This window comes from Rhodoferax sp. (genome assembly GCF_018780565.1).
Lineage (GTDB): Bacteria > Pseudomonadota > Gammaproteobacteria > Burkholderiales > Burkholderiaceae_C > Rhodoferax.
On record NZ_JADMJN010000002.1, the window covers coordinates 279,792 to 296,032 of the forward strand.

The following is a 16,241-nucleotide window of genomic DNA, read 5'->3' on the forward strand; positions in this document are numbered from 1 at the left end:
CATCCTCTGCGAATTCTCTTCGCGCAGCGCAAATTGGCGGCATCATGGAGGCCATGAACAATTCGATTGATGTTTCTCAGCATGGTGCGGTCCGTGTGGTAACTCTGAACCGGCCGGATGTTCGCAATGCCGTGGATGCAGCTACTGCGCGAGAACTGCACGCGGCCTTTCTGGCTTTTGATGCTGACGAGGATGCACGCGTGGCTGTGTTTCACGGGGCCCACGGTCACTTCTGTGCAGGGTGGGATTTGCAGGCTGGCGCGCAACTGGCGCGAGATTCCGCCAACGGTCAGCAGGATCTGGTGGCGGGGCTTGCGTTCTCGCCGCAGGACTGCGCAGCCCCCGGCCCGCTGGGTCCGATGGGGCCCTCGCGTTTGCTCTTGTCAAAGCCGGTGATTGCCGCGGTCAGCGGTGCAGCAGTGGCGGGGGGCATGGAGTTGGCGCTGTGGTGCGACATGCGTGTGATGGAAGCCGACGCCTACTTTGGCGTCTTCTGTCGCCGCTTTGGCGTGCCCCTGATCGATGGCGGCACGGTGCGCCTGCCGCGGCTCGTGGGCATGGGGCATGCCATGGACCTGATCCTGACGGGTCGCAAGGTGGAGGCAACAGAGGCTCTGCAAATCGGCTTGTGCAATCGGATCGTGCCAGCGGGCCAGGCGCTGGAAGCAGCGCTGACGCTGGCACAGCAGTTGGCCAGCTTCCCGCAAAAAACCATGCTGGCAGACCGCATGAGTGCCTACACCCAGTGGGACCTGCCGCTGGCGCAGGCCCTGCATCAGGAGTGGGAGCGTGGCAAGCAGTGCATTGGCGAGGGTCTTGCCGGGGCTGTGAATTTCTCCGCCGGCGCCGGCCGGCACGGCAAGTTTGAGTAAATCCGGCCCCTGGCCTTTATCGAATATGCGCAGTTAGCTATAAAAATAATAGCATCCGGAATCGCTAAATATCAAATCGTTGCTTTGGGCACTTCACGCGGATGACCATTCTCGTCAATGGCCACGTAGGTCAGCGAGGCTTCGGTGACCTTGATGTATTTGCCCTGCGAGCCGAAGCGCTCGGCATAGACCTCCACCTTGACCGTGATCGAGGTGCGTCCGATGCGGGTCAGTTTGGCAAAGAACGACAGGATGTCGCCCACCCGCACGGGCTGCTTGAAGATAAATTCATTGACGGCCACCGTGGCCATGCGGCCGCCCGCATACCTGGCCGGCACCACCGAGCCAGCCAGATCAACCTGGGCCATCACCCAGCCACCAAAGATGTCGCCATTGGCATTGCAGTCGCCCGGCATGGGAATGACTTTGAGCACCAGTTCCTGATCGGTCGGCAATTGGACACTGGTTGCAGGGTTGTTGGCACCGGGGTTGGCGCTTGGCGTTGTAGACATGGGGGACAATCCGGGGTAATTAAGTTTCGAGATTGTCACCCATGCGCCGCTCTGGCGAATACATCCCTTCTTCCCCTTCAAGCCCCGGTGCGACACCCCGTTCGGACTGGACTACGCTCAAACGCCTGTTTCCCTACCTGTGGCAGTACAAATGGCGGGTGATGGCTGCGCTGGCCTTCATGGTGGGTGCCAAAGTTGCCAATGTCAGCGTTCCCCTGTTGCTCAAGGAACTGGTTGACACCATGAATCCCAAAGGCGGCATCGACGCCAGCGCCTTGTTGGTGGTGCCGGTGGCCTTGCTGTTTGCCTACGGACTGCTGCGCCTGTCCACGACCCTGTTTGCCGAGTTGCGCGAGTTGGTGTTTGCCAAGGCCACCGAGGGGGCTTCGCGCACGATCTCACTGCAGGTGTTTCGGCATTTGCATGCCCTGAGCCTGCGCTTTCATTTGGAACGCCAGACCGGGGGGCTTACCCGCGACATTGAGCGTGGCACGCGCGCTGTGAATTCGCTGATCTCCTATTCGCTGTACAGCATCATCCCCACGCTGATCGAGGTGGCCATGGTGCTCACGCTGCTGGCCGTCAAGTTTGATGTCTGGTTTGCCTGGATCACCGTCATTGCGCTGGTGTTTTACATCGGCTTCACGGTGACCGTGACCGAATGGCGCACCAAGTTCCGCAAGGAGATGAACGAGCTGGACTCCAAAGCCCACAGTCGGGCCATTGATTCGTTGCTGAACTACGAGACAGTCAAGTACTTCAACAACGAAGAGTTCGAGGCCCACCGCTACGATGAAAACCTGGAGCGTTACCGCCGCGCCGCCGTCAAGAGCCAGACCACCTTGAGCCTGCTCAATACGGGCCAGCAACTCATCATCGCGGCTGGCCTGGTGGCCATGCTCTGGCGCGCCACGCAAGGTGTGGTCGATGGCCGCATGACGTTGGGCGATCTGGTGATGGTCAATGCCTTCATGATCCAGCTCTACATTCCGCTGGGCTTTCTGGGTGTGCTGTACCGTGAGATCAAGCAGAGCCTGACCGACCTGGACAAGATGTTCAACCTGATGGAGCGTGAACGCGAAGTGGCTGACGTGCCGGGCGCCCAGCCCTTGACGGTGGATGGGGCCAGCGTTGCGTTCAAGCATGTCAACTTCGCCTACGATCCCGCACGCCCCATCCTGCATGACATCAGCTTTGAGATTCCTTCGGGCAAGACTGTGGCGGTGGTTGGCCCGTCCGGCTCGGGCAAGTCCACACTGGCGCGGCTTTTGTTTCGTTTTTACGATGTGCAGCAGGGGCAGATCCTGATTGCCGGGCAGGACATCAAGCAGGTCACGCAATCAAGCGTACGACAGGCCATTGGCATCGTTCCCCAAGACACGGTGCTGTTCAATGACACGGTGGAATACAACATCGCCTATGGCAAGCCCGGTGCCACGCGAGAACAGGTTGAAGAAGCCGCACGCGCCGCCCACATTCACGACTTCATCATTGCCACACCCAAACGCTACGCCACGATGGTGGGCGAACGCGGCCTCAAACTCTCGGGGGGTGAAAAGCAGCGCGTAGCAATTGCCCGCACGCTGTTGAAAAATCCTCCGATCCTGATCTTTGACGAGGCCACATCAGCACTCGACTCGGCGAATGAGCGCGCCATCCAGGCCGAGCTGCAAAGCGTGGCCCAGAACAAGACCACGCTGGTGATTGCGCACCGACTCTCCACCGTGGTGGATGCCCACGAGATCCTGGTGATGGAGGCCGGACGCATCATCGAGCGCGGCTCACATGCGGAACTGCTCGCTGCCAATGGGCGCTATGCACAGATGTGGGCACTGCAGCAGAGCTCGGAATAGCCGGGTCTGGTGTGCCGTCGGCAGATCGCGGATAGTGTGCTTTGACCGGTTGAATCCAGGGGCGGCTGTCAACCGAACCGGCCTAAGGGCGCGCACGACGGTCGACAAACAGGTAGCACGAGAACGCTATCGTCCCGCGATAGACAGCATGCTTCGTCCAACACTGCTTGCTGCGTCGCTGTCGTTAGGCAAGTGAAATACTGAGACAGTCTGTACCATGTCGTTGGACTGCCCGTTCAGGCTTGCCGCAGCGGCGGCCATTTGTTCCACCAGTGCGGCGTTCTGCTGGGTCGTCTGGTCCATCAGCGACACTGCTTCGCCCACCTGGGCGACGCCTAAGGACTGCTCCGCGCTGGACGCATTGATCTCCCCCATGATGTCGGTTACTCGGCGAATTGAATCCACCACTTTCGACATCGTGGCGCCCGCCTGATCCACGAGCACCGTGCCTTGCTCTACACGTTCGACACTGGCGTTGATCAGGCCCTTGATCTCTTTGGCTGCTTCGGCGCTGCGCCCGGCGAGTGAACGCACTTCTGATGCAACTACGGCAAAGCCTCGGCCCTGCTCGCCGGCACGGGCGGCTTCGACGGCTGCGTTCAGGGCCAGGATGTTCGTTTGGAAGGCAATGCCGTCAATGACACTGATGATGTCTGAAATTCGGCGGGAACTTTCATTGATCCCTTTCATGGTTTCCACCACCTGACCGACCACTTCACCGCCTTGCACCGCCACAGTGGATGCATTCATTGCCATTTGATTGGCCTGCCGTGCGCCGTCCGCGTTTTTCTGGACGGTTGAGCCCAACTCCTCCATGGACGCGGCAGTTTCTTCCAGGGCGCTTGCCTGCTGCTCAGTGCGGTTACTCAGGTCCTGGCTGCCGGCCGCAATTTCGTGCGTGGCAGTGGCAATGCCGTTGGCCGACTCCCGCACACCTTTGACCAGCACCTGCAGCGATTTTTGCATTTGCTGCATCACGCCCATTAAGCTAGCGCTATCTCCCTGGTTCGGGATATGTGAAGTCAAATTCCCTTGTGCGACCTGGGCCAACGCTTCGCGGGCCGTCGCAGGATCTCCACCGAGCTCCTTACGCACAGTGGCTTGTAGTAAGAGGTTGAGTACCACGGCAACCAACGTGGCAAAAACTGCAACCCCTACGGACACCCAGGTAGCCCAAATTGCGCGTGAATTGACCTGCTCCTGCGCCGCTTGCGAGGCCTTGACGGCGATTTCACGCTGTTTCAATAGTGCGCCACGCAGTTCACGCCACGCCGGAGTTTCCTCTTTATTTAGCAATGGAATGGCATCACCCTTCTCCACGACGAGGGCCAATACCTTGTCTTGTGCTTTGGCATGGCTTGCCCTGAGCGCCGGTAACTGCGACAACCCGGACTCAAACTCACGGCCCTTGGCGCTTGCAGAGGTCTGTACATAGGCCGCCTCATACGCGGTCTGTGCTGCGTTGAGATTTTCCAGCGCTTTTGAGTTACCCGGATCCAGCACAATGTTGCGAAGGGCTTGCCCCATCTGCAGCCCCTGCGCGTACATTTCGGATAAGCCGCGTTCTACGGCCTGCTCTGCATTGATGTATCGGTCAAATTCCGCGCGGGTGGTTACCAGCGAGGCGGTACTACTCACCAACCCCAATAAGAACAAAACGGCGGGAATGGCTGCAAAACTAATGATTTTGGCGTTGAAGCGCATTGAACACCTTGTTGTTTGTTTGGAGGAAGAATACACGGCCCATCTGGGATGTCAAGGAAGGCCTCTAATATCCGAAGGGACAGAATGCGCTCCTTGGCGGCACAAGATATCTTCCAACTCAGTGTGGCAAAGCCCTTAGGATGTCGTCGATCGCGGGTTCCGTGGTGTCGCTGCGGCGCAGGCAGTGTTTGCCTTCATTTTTCCCCGCGTACATGGCTGCATCGGCCCGTTTAAGCAGGCTGAGGCCGTCGCGTCCATCCAGTGGTGCCAGCGCATAGCCAATGGTCAGGCCGATGCGGCATACCTTCTCCGAGAGCGCGAAAGGATGATCGAAGGCCTTGAGAAGTTGTTCCCCGCGGTCATGGGCCTGTTGCTCGCTGTGCAAGCCGCTGGACATCACCACGAATTCATCACCGCCGAGGCGCGCAATGATGTCGCTGCTGCGCACGTTGGCCTGCAGGCGCGCGGCAACGGCGATCAGCAATTCATCGCCGACGTCATGCCCATACTGATCATTGACCTGTTTGAATCCATCGAGGTCGAGCATGTAAAGTGCCACCATTTTTCCTGGCGCAGCGTATTGCAGGGTTTCTGCCATGGATGCATTCAACCCCCGGCGGTTGGGTAAGCCGGTGAGCGAATCGGTATGTGCCAGTGAATGCAGGCTGTCTCGTTCGCGCCGGGCGTGCTGCACTGCGGTTTGCAAGGCCTGGGTGCGCAAACCCAGTACCCGCATGAAGATCAGCATGTCAAATGTGGCCCCGAACTGGAAGGAGTGCAGGGTCCAGAAGTTCACCCCGACACGCCCCTTGATGACTTCAATCAACACCGCCGTGGTCAGGAAGTAAACCGCCCACGCCAGCAGGAAATAGGCGCCGACGCTTTCGCCGCGGCGAGCCTTCGCAATGGCGCCCGGCAATCCAAGCAGCGCAGGTGCCAAACCCAGTGCGCTGATGATGGCGGTGACGATGGACAGGTCGATCAGGTCGAATGAAAAACAAAAGGCAAAGAAGACGGTCAGGCCGGCCCCGGCTTTCATGAGCCAACTGAACCAGCGCTTGCTGCCAGGGCCGGCAAGGGCCTGTTCGATAAACAGGAAGGAGCCCGTGGCCGCTATCAGCGCAGACAAACCGCCTGCATGGATTTCCATCCACGAATTTCCGCGCCATAGGTACTGTGCGCCAATGCCAAACTGGAACAATGAGAACAGCAAACTGCCTGATATGAGGATGGCATATTTGACGTACAGATGATCGCGCAGGGTGATCCATTGCGTCAGGCTGTACGCCAGCAGGCACAGTGCAAGGCCTGTGAGGAGACCCTGCAGCATTTGCTCGGACAGGGCCCTGGTCAGGAATGCATCGGGCTTGTTCAGGGTTATCGGCAATATCATGGCGCCCGTGGTTTCAACCCTCAGGTACAAGTCGTAATCAGTGCCTGCGCTCATGGTCAGTCCCAGCGCATGGGAGCGGCTGTGCAGGAGTCGATCCAAATGGGGCTGCAGGCTACCGAGGGTGCTTTGCTGGATGACCTTCTTGTCGTGGGTCAGGTAGATGTCAATGCGGTTGAGCACCGGGTAATCGATGTCCAGGACCCACAGTCCATTGCTTTGGCCGTGTACCGAGATGGGGATGCGCAGCCACACGGCATCTTTGCGCAATCCCAGGGTGCCATCGGCGGTATCTGGTTTCTTGAATTGATCTTCTGCACCCATGACCGCCTGGATGCTGAGCGTCTTCTGCGGGTCAGCGCGCACGGTCACGGCCCGCCAGACCGCTGTCAACGGGACCGAATCGTTCAAAACAACAGGCGCGCGGATGGGCAGTTCCGCTGCGGGAGCGGCGAAACACAAAAATGGGCAAAGCATCAGTACGCCCTGCAAAAGGATCGCTAGTCGACGTCTCAGTTGGTACATTCCTGTTGCCCCGGGGGTGTGCCCCGCTATCGTAACGCCAGACGCTATCCGCGCATAATTCCCGCCATGGAAACCAAATGGCTTGAAGACTTCGTCTCCCTGGCTGAAACACGCAGTTTCAGTCGTTCTGCCCAACTGCGGCATGTAACCCAGCCCGCGTTCTCGCGACGTATCCAGTCGCTGGAGGCTTGGGCCGGCACCGATCTGGTGGACCGCAGCAGCTACCCCACGCGACTCACGCCTGCGGGTGAAACCCTTTACGACCAGTCTCTTGAAGTGTTGCAGGCCCTGCAAAGCACCCGAGCCATGCTGCGCGGGCATACCGCTGCCGGACAGGATGTGATCGAATTTGCCGTGCCGCACACGCTGGCCTTCACATTTTTCCCGGCCTGGGTGTCGAGCCTGCGCGAGAAGTTTGGCCCCATCAAGAGCCGCCTGATTGCGCTCAATGTGCATGATGCCGTGATGCGTCTGGTGGAGGGCAGTTGTGACCTGCTGATTGCCTACCACCATCCATCGCAGCCTTACCAGCTGGATGCTGACCGTTATGAAATGGTCAGCCTGGGAGAGGAGGTGGTGGCGCCCTACGTCAAGCCGGATGCCAATGGCGCGCCTCTGTTCCAGTTGCCCGGGCGGGTGGGGCAGCCCTTGCCCTACCTGGGCTATGCGCCGGGGGCCTACCTGGGGCAAATGGTGGATTTGATCCTCAAGCAATCGGGTGCAGCGATTCACTTTGACCGGGTCTATGAGACTGACATGGCCGAAGGCCTGAAAGCCATGGCGCTGGAAGGCCATGGCATTGCTTTCCTGCCGTTCAGTGCGGTCAAGAAGGATGTGCGCGCCAAAAAGCTGGTGAGCGCAGCGCCGCCTGACATGAAGAATCTCCAGATCACCATGGACGTGCGGGCCTACCGCGAGCGACCCTCGGGCAAGGAGCCCGGAAAAGCGGGCATCCATGCCAACCGCAGCAGCACGCCGGCGCCCAAGCGCAACACGCAGGCCTTGTGGGACTACTTGCTGGCGCAGGCCCTGCCCAACTAGATTTTTGGAGGGTGCCAAAGCGTATTTGGGACAATAGCGGCATGACACAAGAAATTACGCTCACCCGCCCCGACGACTGGCACTTGCACGTGCGCGATGGCGACGCCCTGAACACGGTGGTCCCGCACACGGCCGCGCAGTTTGGCCGCGCCATCATCATGCCCAATCTGCGTCCCCCCGTGACCACGGCCGAGGCGGCGTTGGCCTACAAGGAACGCATCAAGGCCGCCGTGCCACCAGGCCTGCAGTTTGAGCCTTTGATGACGCTCTACCTCACCGACAACCTGCCCGCCGATGAAATCCGGCGTGCCCGCGACGCCGGTGTGGTGGCCGCCAAGCTGTATCCCGCCGGGGCCACCACCAACAGCGACGCCGGGGTGACCGACCTGCGCAAGACCTACAAGACCCTGGAAGCCATGCAGCGCGAAGGCCTGCTGCTGCTGGTGCATGGTGAAGTGACCTCACCCGAGATTGACCTGTTTGACCGCGAGGCGGTGTTCATCGACACGCAACTCATTCCCTTGCGGCGCGACTTCCCCGAACTGAAGATCGTGTTTGAACACATCACCACCCGCGAGGCGGCGCAGTATGTGCAGGAAGCCGATCGCTTTACCGCGGCCACCTTGACTGCCCACCATCTGCTCTACAACCGCAACGCCATTTTCACCGGCGGTATTCGCCCGCATTACTATTGCCTGCCGGTCTTGAAGCGCGAGACGCACCGTCTGGCCCTGGTGGCGGCGGCCACCAGCGGCTCAGACAAGTTTTTCCTGGGTACCGACAGTGCCCCCCATCCTGCTCATTTGAAGGAGCACGCCACCGGTTGCGCCGGCTGCTACACCGCGCATGCCGCCATCGAGATGTACGCCGAGGCCTTTGATGCCGCTGGCGCGCTGGACAAACTGGAGGCTTTTGCCAGCTTCCACGGCGCTGACTTCTATGGCCTGCCGCGCAACAGCGGCACCATCACCCTGAAGCGTGAGGCATGGACCCCGCCCGAAAGTTATGCCTTTGGCCAAGCCGAACTCAAGCCCCTGCGATCTGGCGAAGCCCTGCCGTGGCGGATGGTTTAGACGCAATCGACTGGGCTGCCCCCTGGCTGGCACCTTATGCGCCCATCGGGCAGGGTGTGGCCTCGGCTGTCGCGGCAGGTGCATCCAGTGCCATCGCCTTGAATGCCGCGCTGGCACCGGTTGCGCCGCCGGTGCGGTTTGTGCCACAAACCGACCTGCCACCGGGTGAGGCCTACGAGCGCTATATTTTTAATAGTGGCTGCTGCCCGACCCGCGAGGGCCTGCACGACTTTTTCAATGGATTGGCGTGGCTGCGGTTTCCCTTGACCAAGCGGCGGCTCAACCAGTTGCACGTGGCACAGATTGCCCAAACCGGCATCCAGCCAGTGCGCGGTCCGGCGCGCGATGGTTTAACCGTGTTTGACGAAAACGCTGCCTTCATCCGGGCCCCTGATGCCTTGTGGGACGCTCTGGCCGCCAAAGACTGGCAGCGACTGTTTGGCGAGCTGCGGCCCCTGTGGGCGCAGGCCCATCTGGTGCTGTTTGGCCATGCCTTGCTGGAAAAGCTGGTTTACCCCAGAAAAGCCATCACAGCCCACGTCTTTCGTGCTCGATCCGCTACTGATTCGATAGCGGATCTGGATGCTTGGGTGGCGAGTGACTTGAGTGCGGAAAAGCTGGCACGCAAGCCCTTTGCGCACTTGCCGGTACTGGGTGTGCCGGGATGGTGGTCTGCCAATGAAAGCCCGGTGTTTTATGACGACCGGGATGTGTTTCGCTTACCCAAATAAGCACAATATTTGTGGAATTACGGGTGGCCACGCTTGATTTCGGTCCGATCACCCCTAACATTCGCGTCAACGGCTCGCTGGTCGCGGGCAGTCATCTAAGGAAATCATGAAACGCATTATTTTGTTTGTCCTGACCAATGTGCTGGTGGTCGCGGTGCTGGGCATCGTGGCCAGTTTGCTGGGCGTGAACCGGTATCTGACACCCAATGGCCTGAACCTGGGCTCGTTGCTGGGCTTCGCCCTGGTCATGGGCTTTGGTGGCGCCATCATCTCGCTTCTGATCAGCAAGCCCATGGCCAAATGGACCTCCGGCGTGCGCATCATCAACCAGCCACAGAATTCCGACGAAGCCTGGATTGTGGAAACCGTGCGCAAGCTGGCCGAGAAGGCGGGTATCGGCATGCCCGAGGTGGGCATTTTTGAGGGTGACCCGAATGCCTTTGCCACCGGCGCGTTCAAGAACTCGGCGCTGGTCGCGGTGAGCACCGGTCTGCTGCAGGGCATGACGCATGAGGAAATCGAGGCGGTTATCGCCCACGAAATCGCCCACGTGGCCAATGGCGACATGGTCACCATGACCCTGATTCAGGGCGTGATGAATACCTTCGTGGTGTTCCTGAGTCGCGTGATCGGCTACGCGGTGGACAGCTTCCTGCGCAAGGGCGATGAGCGCTCAAGCGGCCCCGGCATTGGCTACATGATCACCACCATCGTGCTGGACATCGTGCTCGGCTTTGCTGCGGCCATCGTGGTGGCCTGGTTCTCCCGTCACCGTGAATTTCGCGCCGACGCGGGCTCGGCTCAACTGATGGGGCGCCGTCAACCCATGATCAACGCGCTGGCCCGCCTGGGTGGCATGGCGCCGGGCGAACTGCCCAAGAGCGTGGCGGCGTTCGGTATTGCGGGTGGCGTGGGTCAACTGTTTGCCACTCATCCCCCGATTGAAGAGCGTATTGCTGCGCTGCAGGCTGCGCAGTCCTGATCCGTTTGCAGTCGTTCAGCCCAGCAGGCTTCTCGCCACCGCTTCGGCCACCTTGATGCCATCTACCCCTGCGGACAAAATGCCGCCGGCGTAGCTGGCACCTTCACCTGCCGGGTACAAGCCGCGGGTGTTGATGCTCTGAAAATCCTCGCCGCGTGGAATCTTCAGCGGTGACGATGTGCGTGTTTCCACCCCCGTCAGCACTGCGTCCGGCATGTCAAAGCCCTTGATCTTGTGGGCAAAGGCGGGCAGCGCCTCGCGGATTGCTTCAATCGCATAGCGGGGCAGGGCCGTGGCCAGATCGCCGAGGTTGACGCCGGGTTTGTAGGACGGCTCCACATCGCCCAGTTGGGTCGATGCCTTGCCCGCAATGAAATCCCCTACCAGCTGCCCTGGCGCGTCGTAGTTGGCGCCACCCATCACATAGGCATTCGACTCCAGCTGGCGCTGCAGCACGATACCCGCCAGCGGGTGGTACGTGGTGCCCGGAACCAGTTCGGCTGATACCTGCTCGCCCAGCGTGGCATGGAAGGCCGCTGCATCCGTGGGGTAGTCGCTGGGGTCAATACCCACCACAATGCCGGCGTTGGCGTTGCGTTCGTTGCGCGAGTACTGGCTCATGCCATTGGTCACCACGCGCCCGGGTTCTGATGTGGCCGCCACCACCGTACCGCCAGGGCACATGCAAAAGCTGTACACCGAGCGGCCATTGCGGGCGTGGTGCACCAGCTTGTAGTCGGCCGCACCCAGCAACGGATGACCCGCATGGCGGCCCCAGCGGGCACGGTCGATCACGCTCTGCGGATGCTCGATACGAAATCCGATGGAGAACGGCTTGGCATCCATGGCCACGCCGCGTGCATGCAGCTGCGTGAAGGTGTCGCGTGAACTGTGCCCCAAGGCCATGACGACCTGGTCGGCGCGCAGTTCATAAGCTTGACCGGTGGCCTGGTCCAGCACGGTCAGGCCACGCACATGGCGTCCATCTGTTGCGTCTTCAATCAGCACATCGGTGACCCGCTGCTCGAAGCGGATCTCGCCACCCAGTGCAATGATTTGCTCGCGCAGGTTTTCCACCACCTTCACCAGCTTGAAGGTGCCGATGTGCGGGTGCGCTTCCACCAGAATTTCGGGCGGTGCGCCAGCCTTGACGAATTCGTCCATCACCTTGCGGCCCAGATAGCGCGGGTCCTTGATCTGGCTGTAGAGTTTGCCGTCCGAGAACGTGCCCGCGCCGCCTTCGCCAAACTGCACATTGGATTCGGGGTTGAGCACATGCTTGCGCCACAGGCCCCAGGTGTCCTTGGTGCGCTGTCGCACGGTCTTGCCGCGCTCCAGCACAATGGGTTTGAAGCCCATCTGCGCCAGCACCAGTGCGGCAAAAATGCCGCAAGGGCCAAAGCCCACCACGACGGGGCGTAGCGGCAAACTGGCGGGAGCCTGTCCGATCGGGCGGTACGCCATATCCGGAGAGGGACGAATATGCGGGTTGCCCGCAAACTTTGCGAGCAGCGTGGCCTCCAGTGTGGGGGACAGGCCCACATCCACGATGTAAACCTGTACCAACTCGGCCTTGCGGGCGTCAATGCTGCGTTTGAAAACAGTATGGCTCTGCAGTTCATGGATTGCCACGTCCAGCGTCTTGGCAATCAATTTCAGTACCGCGTCATCGGCGTGTTCCAGCGGCAATTTGAGTTCGGTCAGGCGGATCATGTCAGGAGGCTTGTGTTGATCAAGCAGAAGGCCACTATGATAAGCGCTGACCTTGGTCCAACGCCGGACGGCCACAATGGCGTCAAGTTGCTATATGAATTGCCATTTTGTGAGGAATGTTTTGTGAGTCTGTTTCGGCAGTCCGGTTCAAATTCAGCGGTCCGCATCAGTCTGATGTATGCCGCTTTTGCTGCGCTCTGGATTTGGTTATCTGACAATGCGCTGCAATGGCTTGCCCCGAACAGTGCGAATTCGACCTGGCTCCAGTCGGCCAAGGGCAGTTTCTTTGTCCTGGTCACTTCCTTTCTCTTGTACATCTTGATTCGGCGCGATGTGTTGGCGCAAAAGGCCCTGGCCGACAGGCTCAAGCAAGAGGCCGAGCGCCTTGGCCACTTCATGGCGGTCAACCCGGCCGTGATCTATTCGCTGATGAAGGACCCACAGATCAAGAATGGTTTTGTCGTTGAGTATGTCAGCCCCAAAGTCAGGGAAGTCACGGGCTACTCGCCCGCTCAATGGCTGGCCAGGCCCAGTTTGTGGCTGGAGCGGGTGCATCCGGATGATCGTCCGGCGGTGGTGTTGGCCCAGCAGCAGTTGCTGGAGAAGGGCGTGTTGCAGCATGAATACCGGTTTTTGCATGCGGACGGAACCTGTCGCTGGATCTATGACCAGTTGGTACTCACCCACAATCCATCGGCGAGCGCCACCATAGCCGTGGGCGCCTGGCTGGACATCACGGATCGAAAGCATGCGCAGGAGCAACTGCAACTGACCTCTCAGGTTTTCGAGTCAAGCCGCGAGGGGATCGTAATCACGGATGGGGATAACAACCTGCTTTCGGTCAATCGGGCTTTCTCGGAAATCACGGGCTACACCATGGACGAGGTCGTGGGACGCAGTCCGAAGTTGCTCGCCTCCGGACGCCATGACAAGGCTTTTTTCGAGGACATGTGGCGCACCATCAGATCGCAGGGGCAGTGGCAGGGTGAAGTCTGGAACCGTCGCAAGAATGGCGAGATTTACCCTGAATGGCTTTCCATCAGTGCGATTCGCGATTCGAATGGTCAATTCAAACAACATATTGGCATCCTGACTGACATCTCCAGCCGCAAGAGCGCCGAGGAGAAGATCAGGTTCCTGTCCAACTATGACCCCCTGACCCATCTGCCCAATCGGGCATTGCTGCATGATCGGGCGCAAGTTGCACTGGCAGCCGGGCAGCGTTCGCAGACCAAAGTCGCCCTGATGTACATCGATCTTGACCGGTTCAAGAATATCAACGACTCGTTGGGTCACGCGGTCGGTGACCGGGTGCTGCAGGAACTCGGCGCCCGTTTGACCGCGCATCTGCACAAGGACGACACGATTTGCCGTCCCGGGGGTGATGAGTTCATCCTGTTGCTCCCCAATACGGACTACCAGGGCGCTGCGCACGTGGCGCAGCGGACCCTGGCAATCATGGAAGAACCGATTCTCATTGATGGACAGCAACTGAGACTGAGCGCCAGTGTCGGCATCGCGCTGTATCCAGACAATGGCACTGACTTGGCTCGGTTGTCACAGTGCGCAGATTCGGCCCTGTTTCGGGCCAAGCAGAATGGCCGTAACAGCTTCCAGTTCTTTGAGCAGCAGATGCATGAACGCGCGAACGAGGTCTTGCGCATCGAAAATGATTTGCGCCGTGCATTGAAAAATCAGGAGCTCCTGCTTTATTACCAGCCGCAAGTCGATGCGATCAGTTTGAAAATCGTGGGCGCAGAAGCGCTTGTGCGCTGGCAACACCCCGAATGGGGTCTGGTGTCACCCGCGCGTTTCATCCCGATTGCCGAAGAAAGCGGCCAGATTCGCGAGATCGGCAACTGGGTTTTGCATTCTGCAGTGCAGCAGAATGCAGACTGGAAAGCGGCTGGTTTGCCCATTGTGCCGGTGGCCATCAATTTGTCCGTGATTCAGTTCAAGGACCCAAGCCTGTGCGATACCGTTGTAGAAGCACTGCAACTGAGCGGACTCGATCCTGCCAAGATGGAGCTGGAGCTGACGGAAAGCATTGCCATGGAGGACTCCTCTTTCACGATCGACACGGTCGCGCGTCTGCATGCACTTGGAATTGCACTGTCCATAGACGACTTCGGAACGGGTTACTCCTCGCTCAGCTACCTGAAGCGATTCAAAATTGACAAGCTCAAGATCGATCAGTCCTTTGTCCGCGACCTCCACCGAGATTCGGATGACGCGGCCATCGTGACTGCCATCATTGGTTTGGCGCGGAGTCTGGGATTCAAGACCATTGCCGAAGGCGTGGAAACTCAGGAGCAGCTGGACTTTCTGCGCGCAAACCAATGCGATGAGATACAGGGGTATTTGTTCAGCAAACCGGTTCCCGCTGATGAATTCGCCCGAATGCTTGAACGCGAACGGGACGTCCCGGCATGGGCTTCAAGCGGGCAGAAAGCCTTCGATTGACAGGTAACGCTCACCCGTGTCGTAGTTGAAGCCGAGCACGGTCGCTCCGGCGGGCAACTCGGGCAGCTTCTGTGCAATGGCGGCCAATGTCGCACCGCTGGAGATGCCCACCAGAATGCCTTCTTCGCGGGCGCAGCGGCGCGCCATTTCGCGGGCGGGTTCTGCGTCGACCTGAATCACGCCATCGAGCAGGTCGGTGTGCAGGTTCTTGGGTATAAAGCCTGCGCCAATGCCCTGGATCGGATGGGGTGAAGGTGCACCGCCGGAAATGACAGGGGACGCAACTGGTTCCACCGCATAGACCTTCAACTTGGGCCATTTGGCTTTGAGGACCGTAGCGCAACCGGTCAGGTGACCACCCGTGCCCACACCCGTGATCAGGGCGTCAATGCCATTCGGAAAATCGGCCAGGATTTCCTGTGCTGTGGTGCGCACATGGGCGTCGATGTTGGCCGGATTTTCAAACTGTTGCGGAATCCAGGAACCGGGGATGGACAGGGAAAGCTCATAGGCGCGGGCAATGGATCCCTTCATGCCCTTTTCACGCGGCGTCAAATCGAAGGTGGCGCCATAGGCCAGCATCAGACGGCGGCGCTCTACCGACATGCTGTCGGGCATGACCAGTATCAGTTTGTAGCCTTTGACGGCAGCCACCATGGCCAGCCCGACGCCTGTGTTGCCCGAGGTGGGCTCAATGATGGTGGCGCCGGGCTGCAAGGCGCCGCTCTTCTCAGCCGCCTCTACCATTGCCAGTGCAATACGGTCCTTGATCGATCCGCCCGGGTTGCTGCGCTCGGATTTGATGTACACGTTGCTGCCAGCGCCAAACAGGCGGTTCATGCGCACATGCGGTGTGTTGCCAATGGTTTGCAGGATGTTGTCGACTTTCATGAGCGGCTCCAGTAGATGGGTGACAGTTTAGGGTCAAGGCTGACAGTATGAAAGTTGATATTTTCAACTACTTCATCAACGTGTTTCGATATATGGTTATCGATAGCCGTGATAATTGGGGTGTGAAGCCCGCCAGACTGCCGCTGGTGCAATCTGGGAAACCAGGCACTGGAGGAACGTCCGGACTGCATAGGGCAGCGTAGCAGCTAACAGCTGTCCACTGAAAGCCCGCCGCGCAAGTGGTGGGTATAAGGTGAGGATTAGAGCAACAGAGACGAGCCGATTCAGTTCGGGTGAAACGGGCAATCTCTACGCGCAGCAATACCAAGTAGGCCAGCGTTGATGGGGCCCCCAGAGCTGGCGGGTAGGTAGCACCGAGCCGTTGGGTGACCAACGGCCCAGATTAATGGCAGTCACTTCTGCAGGCCCGCAAGGACCTGCCGTTGCACAGAATCCGGCTTATCGGTGGGCTTCACACTTTTATGATTGGC

The 16,241-nt window shown here is 59.5% G+C and carries 12 protein-coding genes and 1 other RNA gene; 8 read left to right on the forward strand and 5 right to left on the reverse strand.

Going from position 1 to position 16,241, the window contains the following annotated elements; translation table 11 throughout:
* The first annotated feature begins 53 nt into the window (after nucleotides 1-53).
* On the forward strand, nucleotides 54-872 hold the full coding sequence (locus IV109_RS01695) for a crotonase/enoyl-CoA hydratase family protein (protein ID WP_296691305.1): 819 nt from the start codon (nucleotides 54-56) through the stop codon (nucleotides 870-872).
* A gap of 71 nt (nucleotides 873-943) precedes the next feature.
* Here IV109_RS01695 and IV109_RS01700 read toward each other — a convergent pair whose 3' ends face one another.
* Complete coding sequence (locus IV109_RS01700) at nucleotides 944-1,384, reverse strand: acyl-CoA thioesterase (protein WP_296691308.1); 441 nt, start codon at nucleotides 1,382-1,384, stop codon at nucleotides 944-946.
* A 41-nt stretch (nucleotides 1,385-1,425) separates the two neighbouring features.
* On the opposite strand from IV109_RS01700, the gene IV109_RS01705 reads away from it, so the two are divergent.
* The gene (locus tag IV109_RS01705) at nucleotides 1,426-3,237 is read left to right on the forward strand and encodes an ABC transporter ATP-binding protein/permease (protein ID WP_296691310.1); all 1,812 of its coding nucleotides are present in this window, start codon (nucleotides 1,426-1,428) and stop codon (nucleotides 3,235-3,237) included.
* Nucleotides 3,238-3,363: 126 nt separating this feature from the next.
* Here IV109_RS01705 and IV109_RS01710 read toward each other — a convergent pair whose 3' ends face one another.
* Entirely contained in the window at nucleotides 3,364-4,941 is a 1,578-nt protein-coding gene (locus IV109_RS01710) for a methyl-accepting chemotaxis protein (RefSeq protein ID WP_296691313.1), read from the reverse strand.
* Between the two features lie 118 nt (nucleotides 4,942-5,059).
* Nucleotides 5,060-6,724 carry a diguanylate cyclase gene (locus tag IV109_RS01715; RefSeq protein ID WP_296691315.1) on the reverse strand — a complete coding sequence of 555 codons (1,665 nt, stop codon included), beginning with the start codon at nucleotides 6,722-6,724 and terminating at the stop codon, nucleotides 5,060-5,062.
* A 198-nt stretch (nucleotides 6,725-6,922) separates the two neighbouring features.
* On the opposite strand from IV109_RS01715, the gene IV109_RS01720 reads away from it, so the two are divergent.
* From IV109_RS01720 to htpX, 4 genes are all read left to right on the forward strand, one after another.
* Complete coding sequence (locus IV109_RS01720) at nucleotides 6,923-7,897, forward strand: LysR substrate-binding domain-containing protein (RefSeq protein ID WP_296691318.1); 975 nt, start codon at nucleotides 6,923-6,925, stop codon at nucleotides 7,895-7,897.
* A 41-nt stretch (nucleotides 7,898-7,938) separates the two neighbouring features.
* Nucleotides 7,939-8,970 carry a dihydroorotase gene (gene pyrC, locus IV109_RS01725; protein WP_296691321.1) on the forward strand — a complete coding sequence of 344 codons (1,032 nt, stop codon included), beginning with the start codon at nucleotides 7,939-7,941 and terminating at the stop codon, nucleotides 8,968-8,970.
* Nucleotides 8,955-9,701: a DUF3025 domain-containing protein gene (locus IV109_RS01730; protein ID WP_296691326.1), complete on the forward strand. Its 747-nt coding sequence runs from the start codon at nucleotides 8,955-8,957 to the stop codon at nucleotides 9,699-9,701. Before pyrC ends, IV109_RS01730 begins: the two co-directional genes overlap by 16 nt.
* A gap of 106 nt (nucleotides 9,702-9,807) precedes the next feature.
* Nucleotides 9,808-10,683: a protease HtpX gene (gene htpX, locus IV109_RS01735; protein ID WP_296691329.1), complete on the forward strand. Its 876-nt coding sequence runs from the start codon at nucleotides 9,808-9,810 to the stop codon at nucleotides 10,681-10,683.
* 15 nt (nucleotides 10,684-10,698) lie between these two features.
* Here htpX and IV109_RS01740 read toward each other — a convergent pair whose 3' ends face one another.
* Nucleotides 10,699-12,396 carry an NAD(P)/FAD-dependent oxidoreductase gene (locus tag IV109_RS01740; protein WP_296691331.1) on the reverse strand — a complete coding sequence of 566 codons (1,698 nt, stop codon included), beginning with the start codon at nucleotides 12,394-12,396 and terminating at the stop codon, nucleotides 10,699-10,701.
* Nucleotides 12,397-12,432: 36 nt separating this feature from the next.
* Between IV109_RS01740 and IV109_RS01745 the strand changes: the two genes are divergently transcribed.
* Nucleotides 12,433-14,859: a GGDEF domain-containing phosphodiesterase gene (locus IV109_RS01745; protein WP_296691334.1), complete on the forward strand. Its 2,427-nt coding sequence runs from the start codon at nucleotides 12,433-12,435 to the stop codon at nucleotides 14,857-14,859.
* Here IV109_RS01745 and cysK read toward each other — a convergent pair.
* The gene (cysK, locus tag IV109_RS01750; protein ID WP_296691337.1) at nucleotides 14,833-15,750 is read right to left on the reverse strand and encodes a cysteine synthase A; all 918 of its coding nucleotides are present in this window, start codon (nucleotides 15,748-15,750) and stop codon (nucleotides 14,833-14,835) included. The genes IV109_RS01745 and cysK overlap by 27 nt on opposite strands.
* A gap of 124 nt (nucleotides 15,751-15,874) precedes the next feature.
* Here cysK and rnpB point away from each other — a divergent pair.
* An RNA gene (gene rnpB, locus IV109_RS01755) (RNase P RNA component class A) lies at nucleotides 15,875-16,228 on the forward strand.
* Nucleotides 16,229-16,241: the final 13 nt, after the last annotated feature.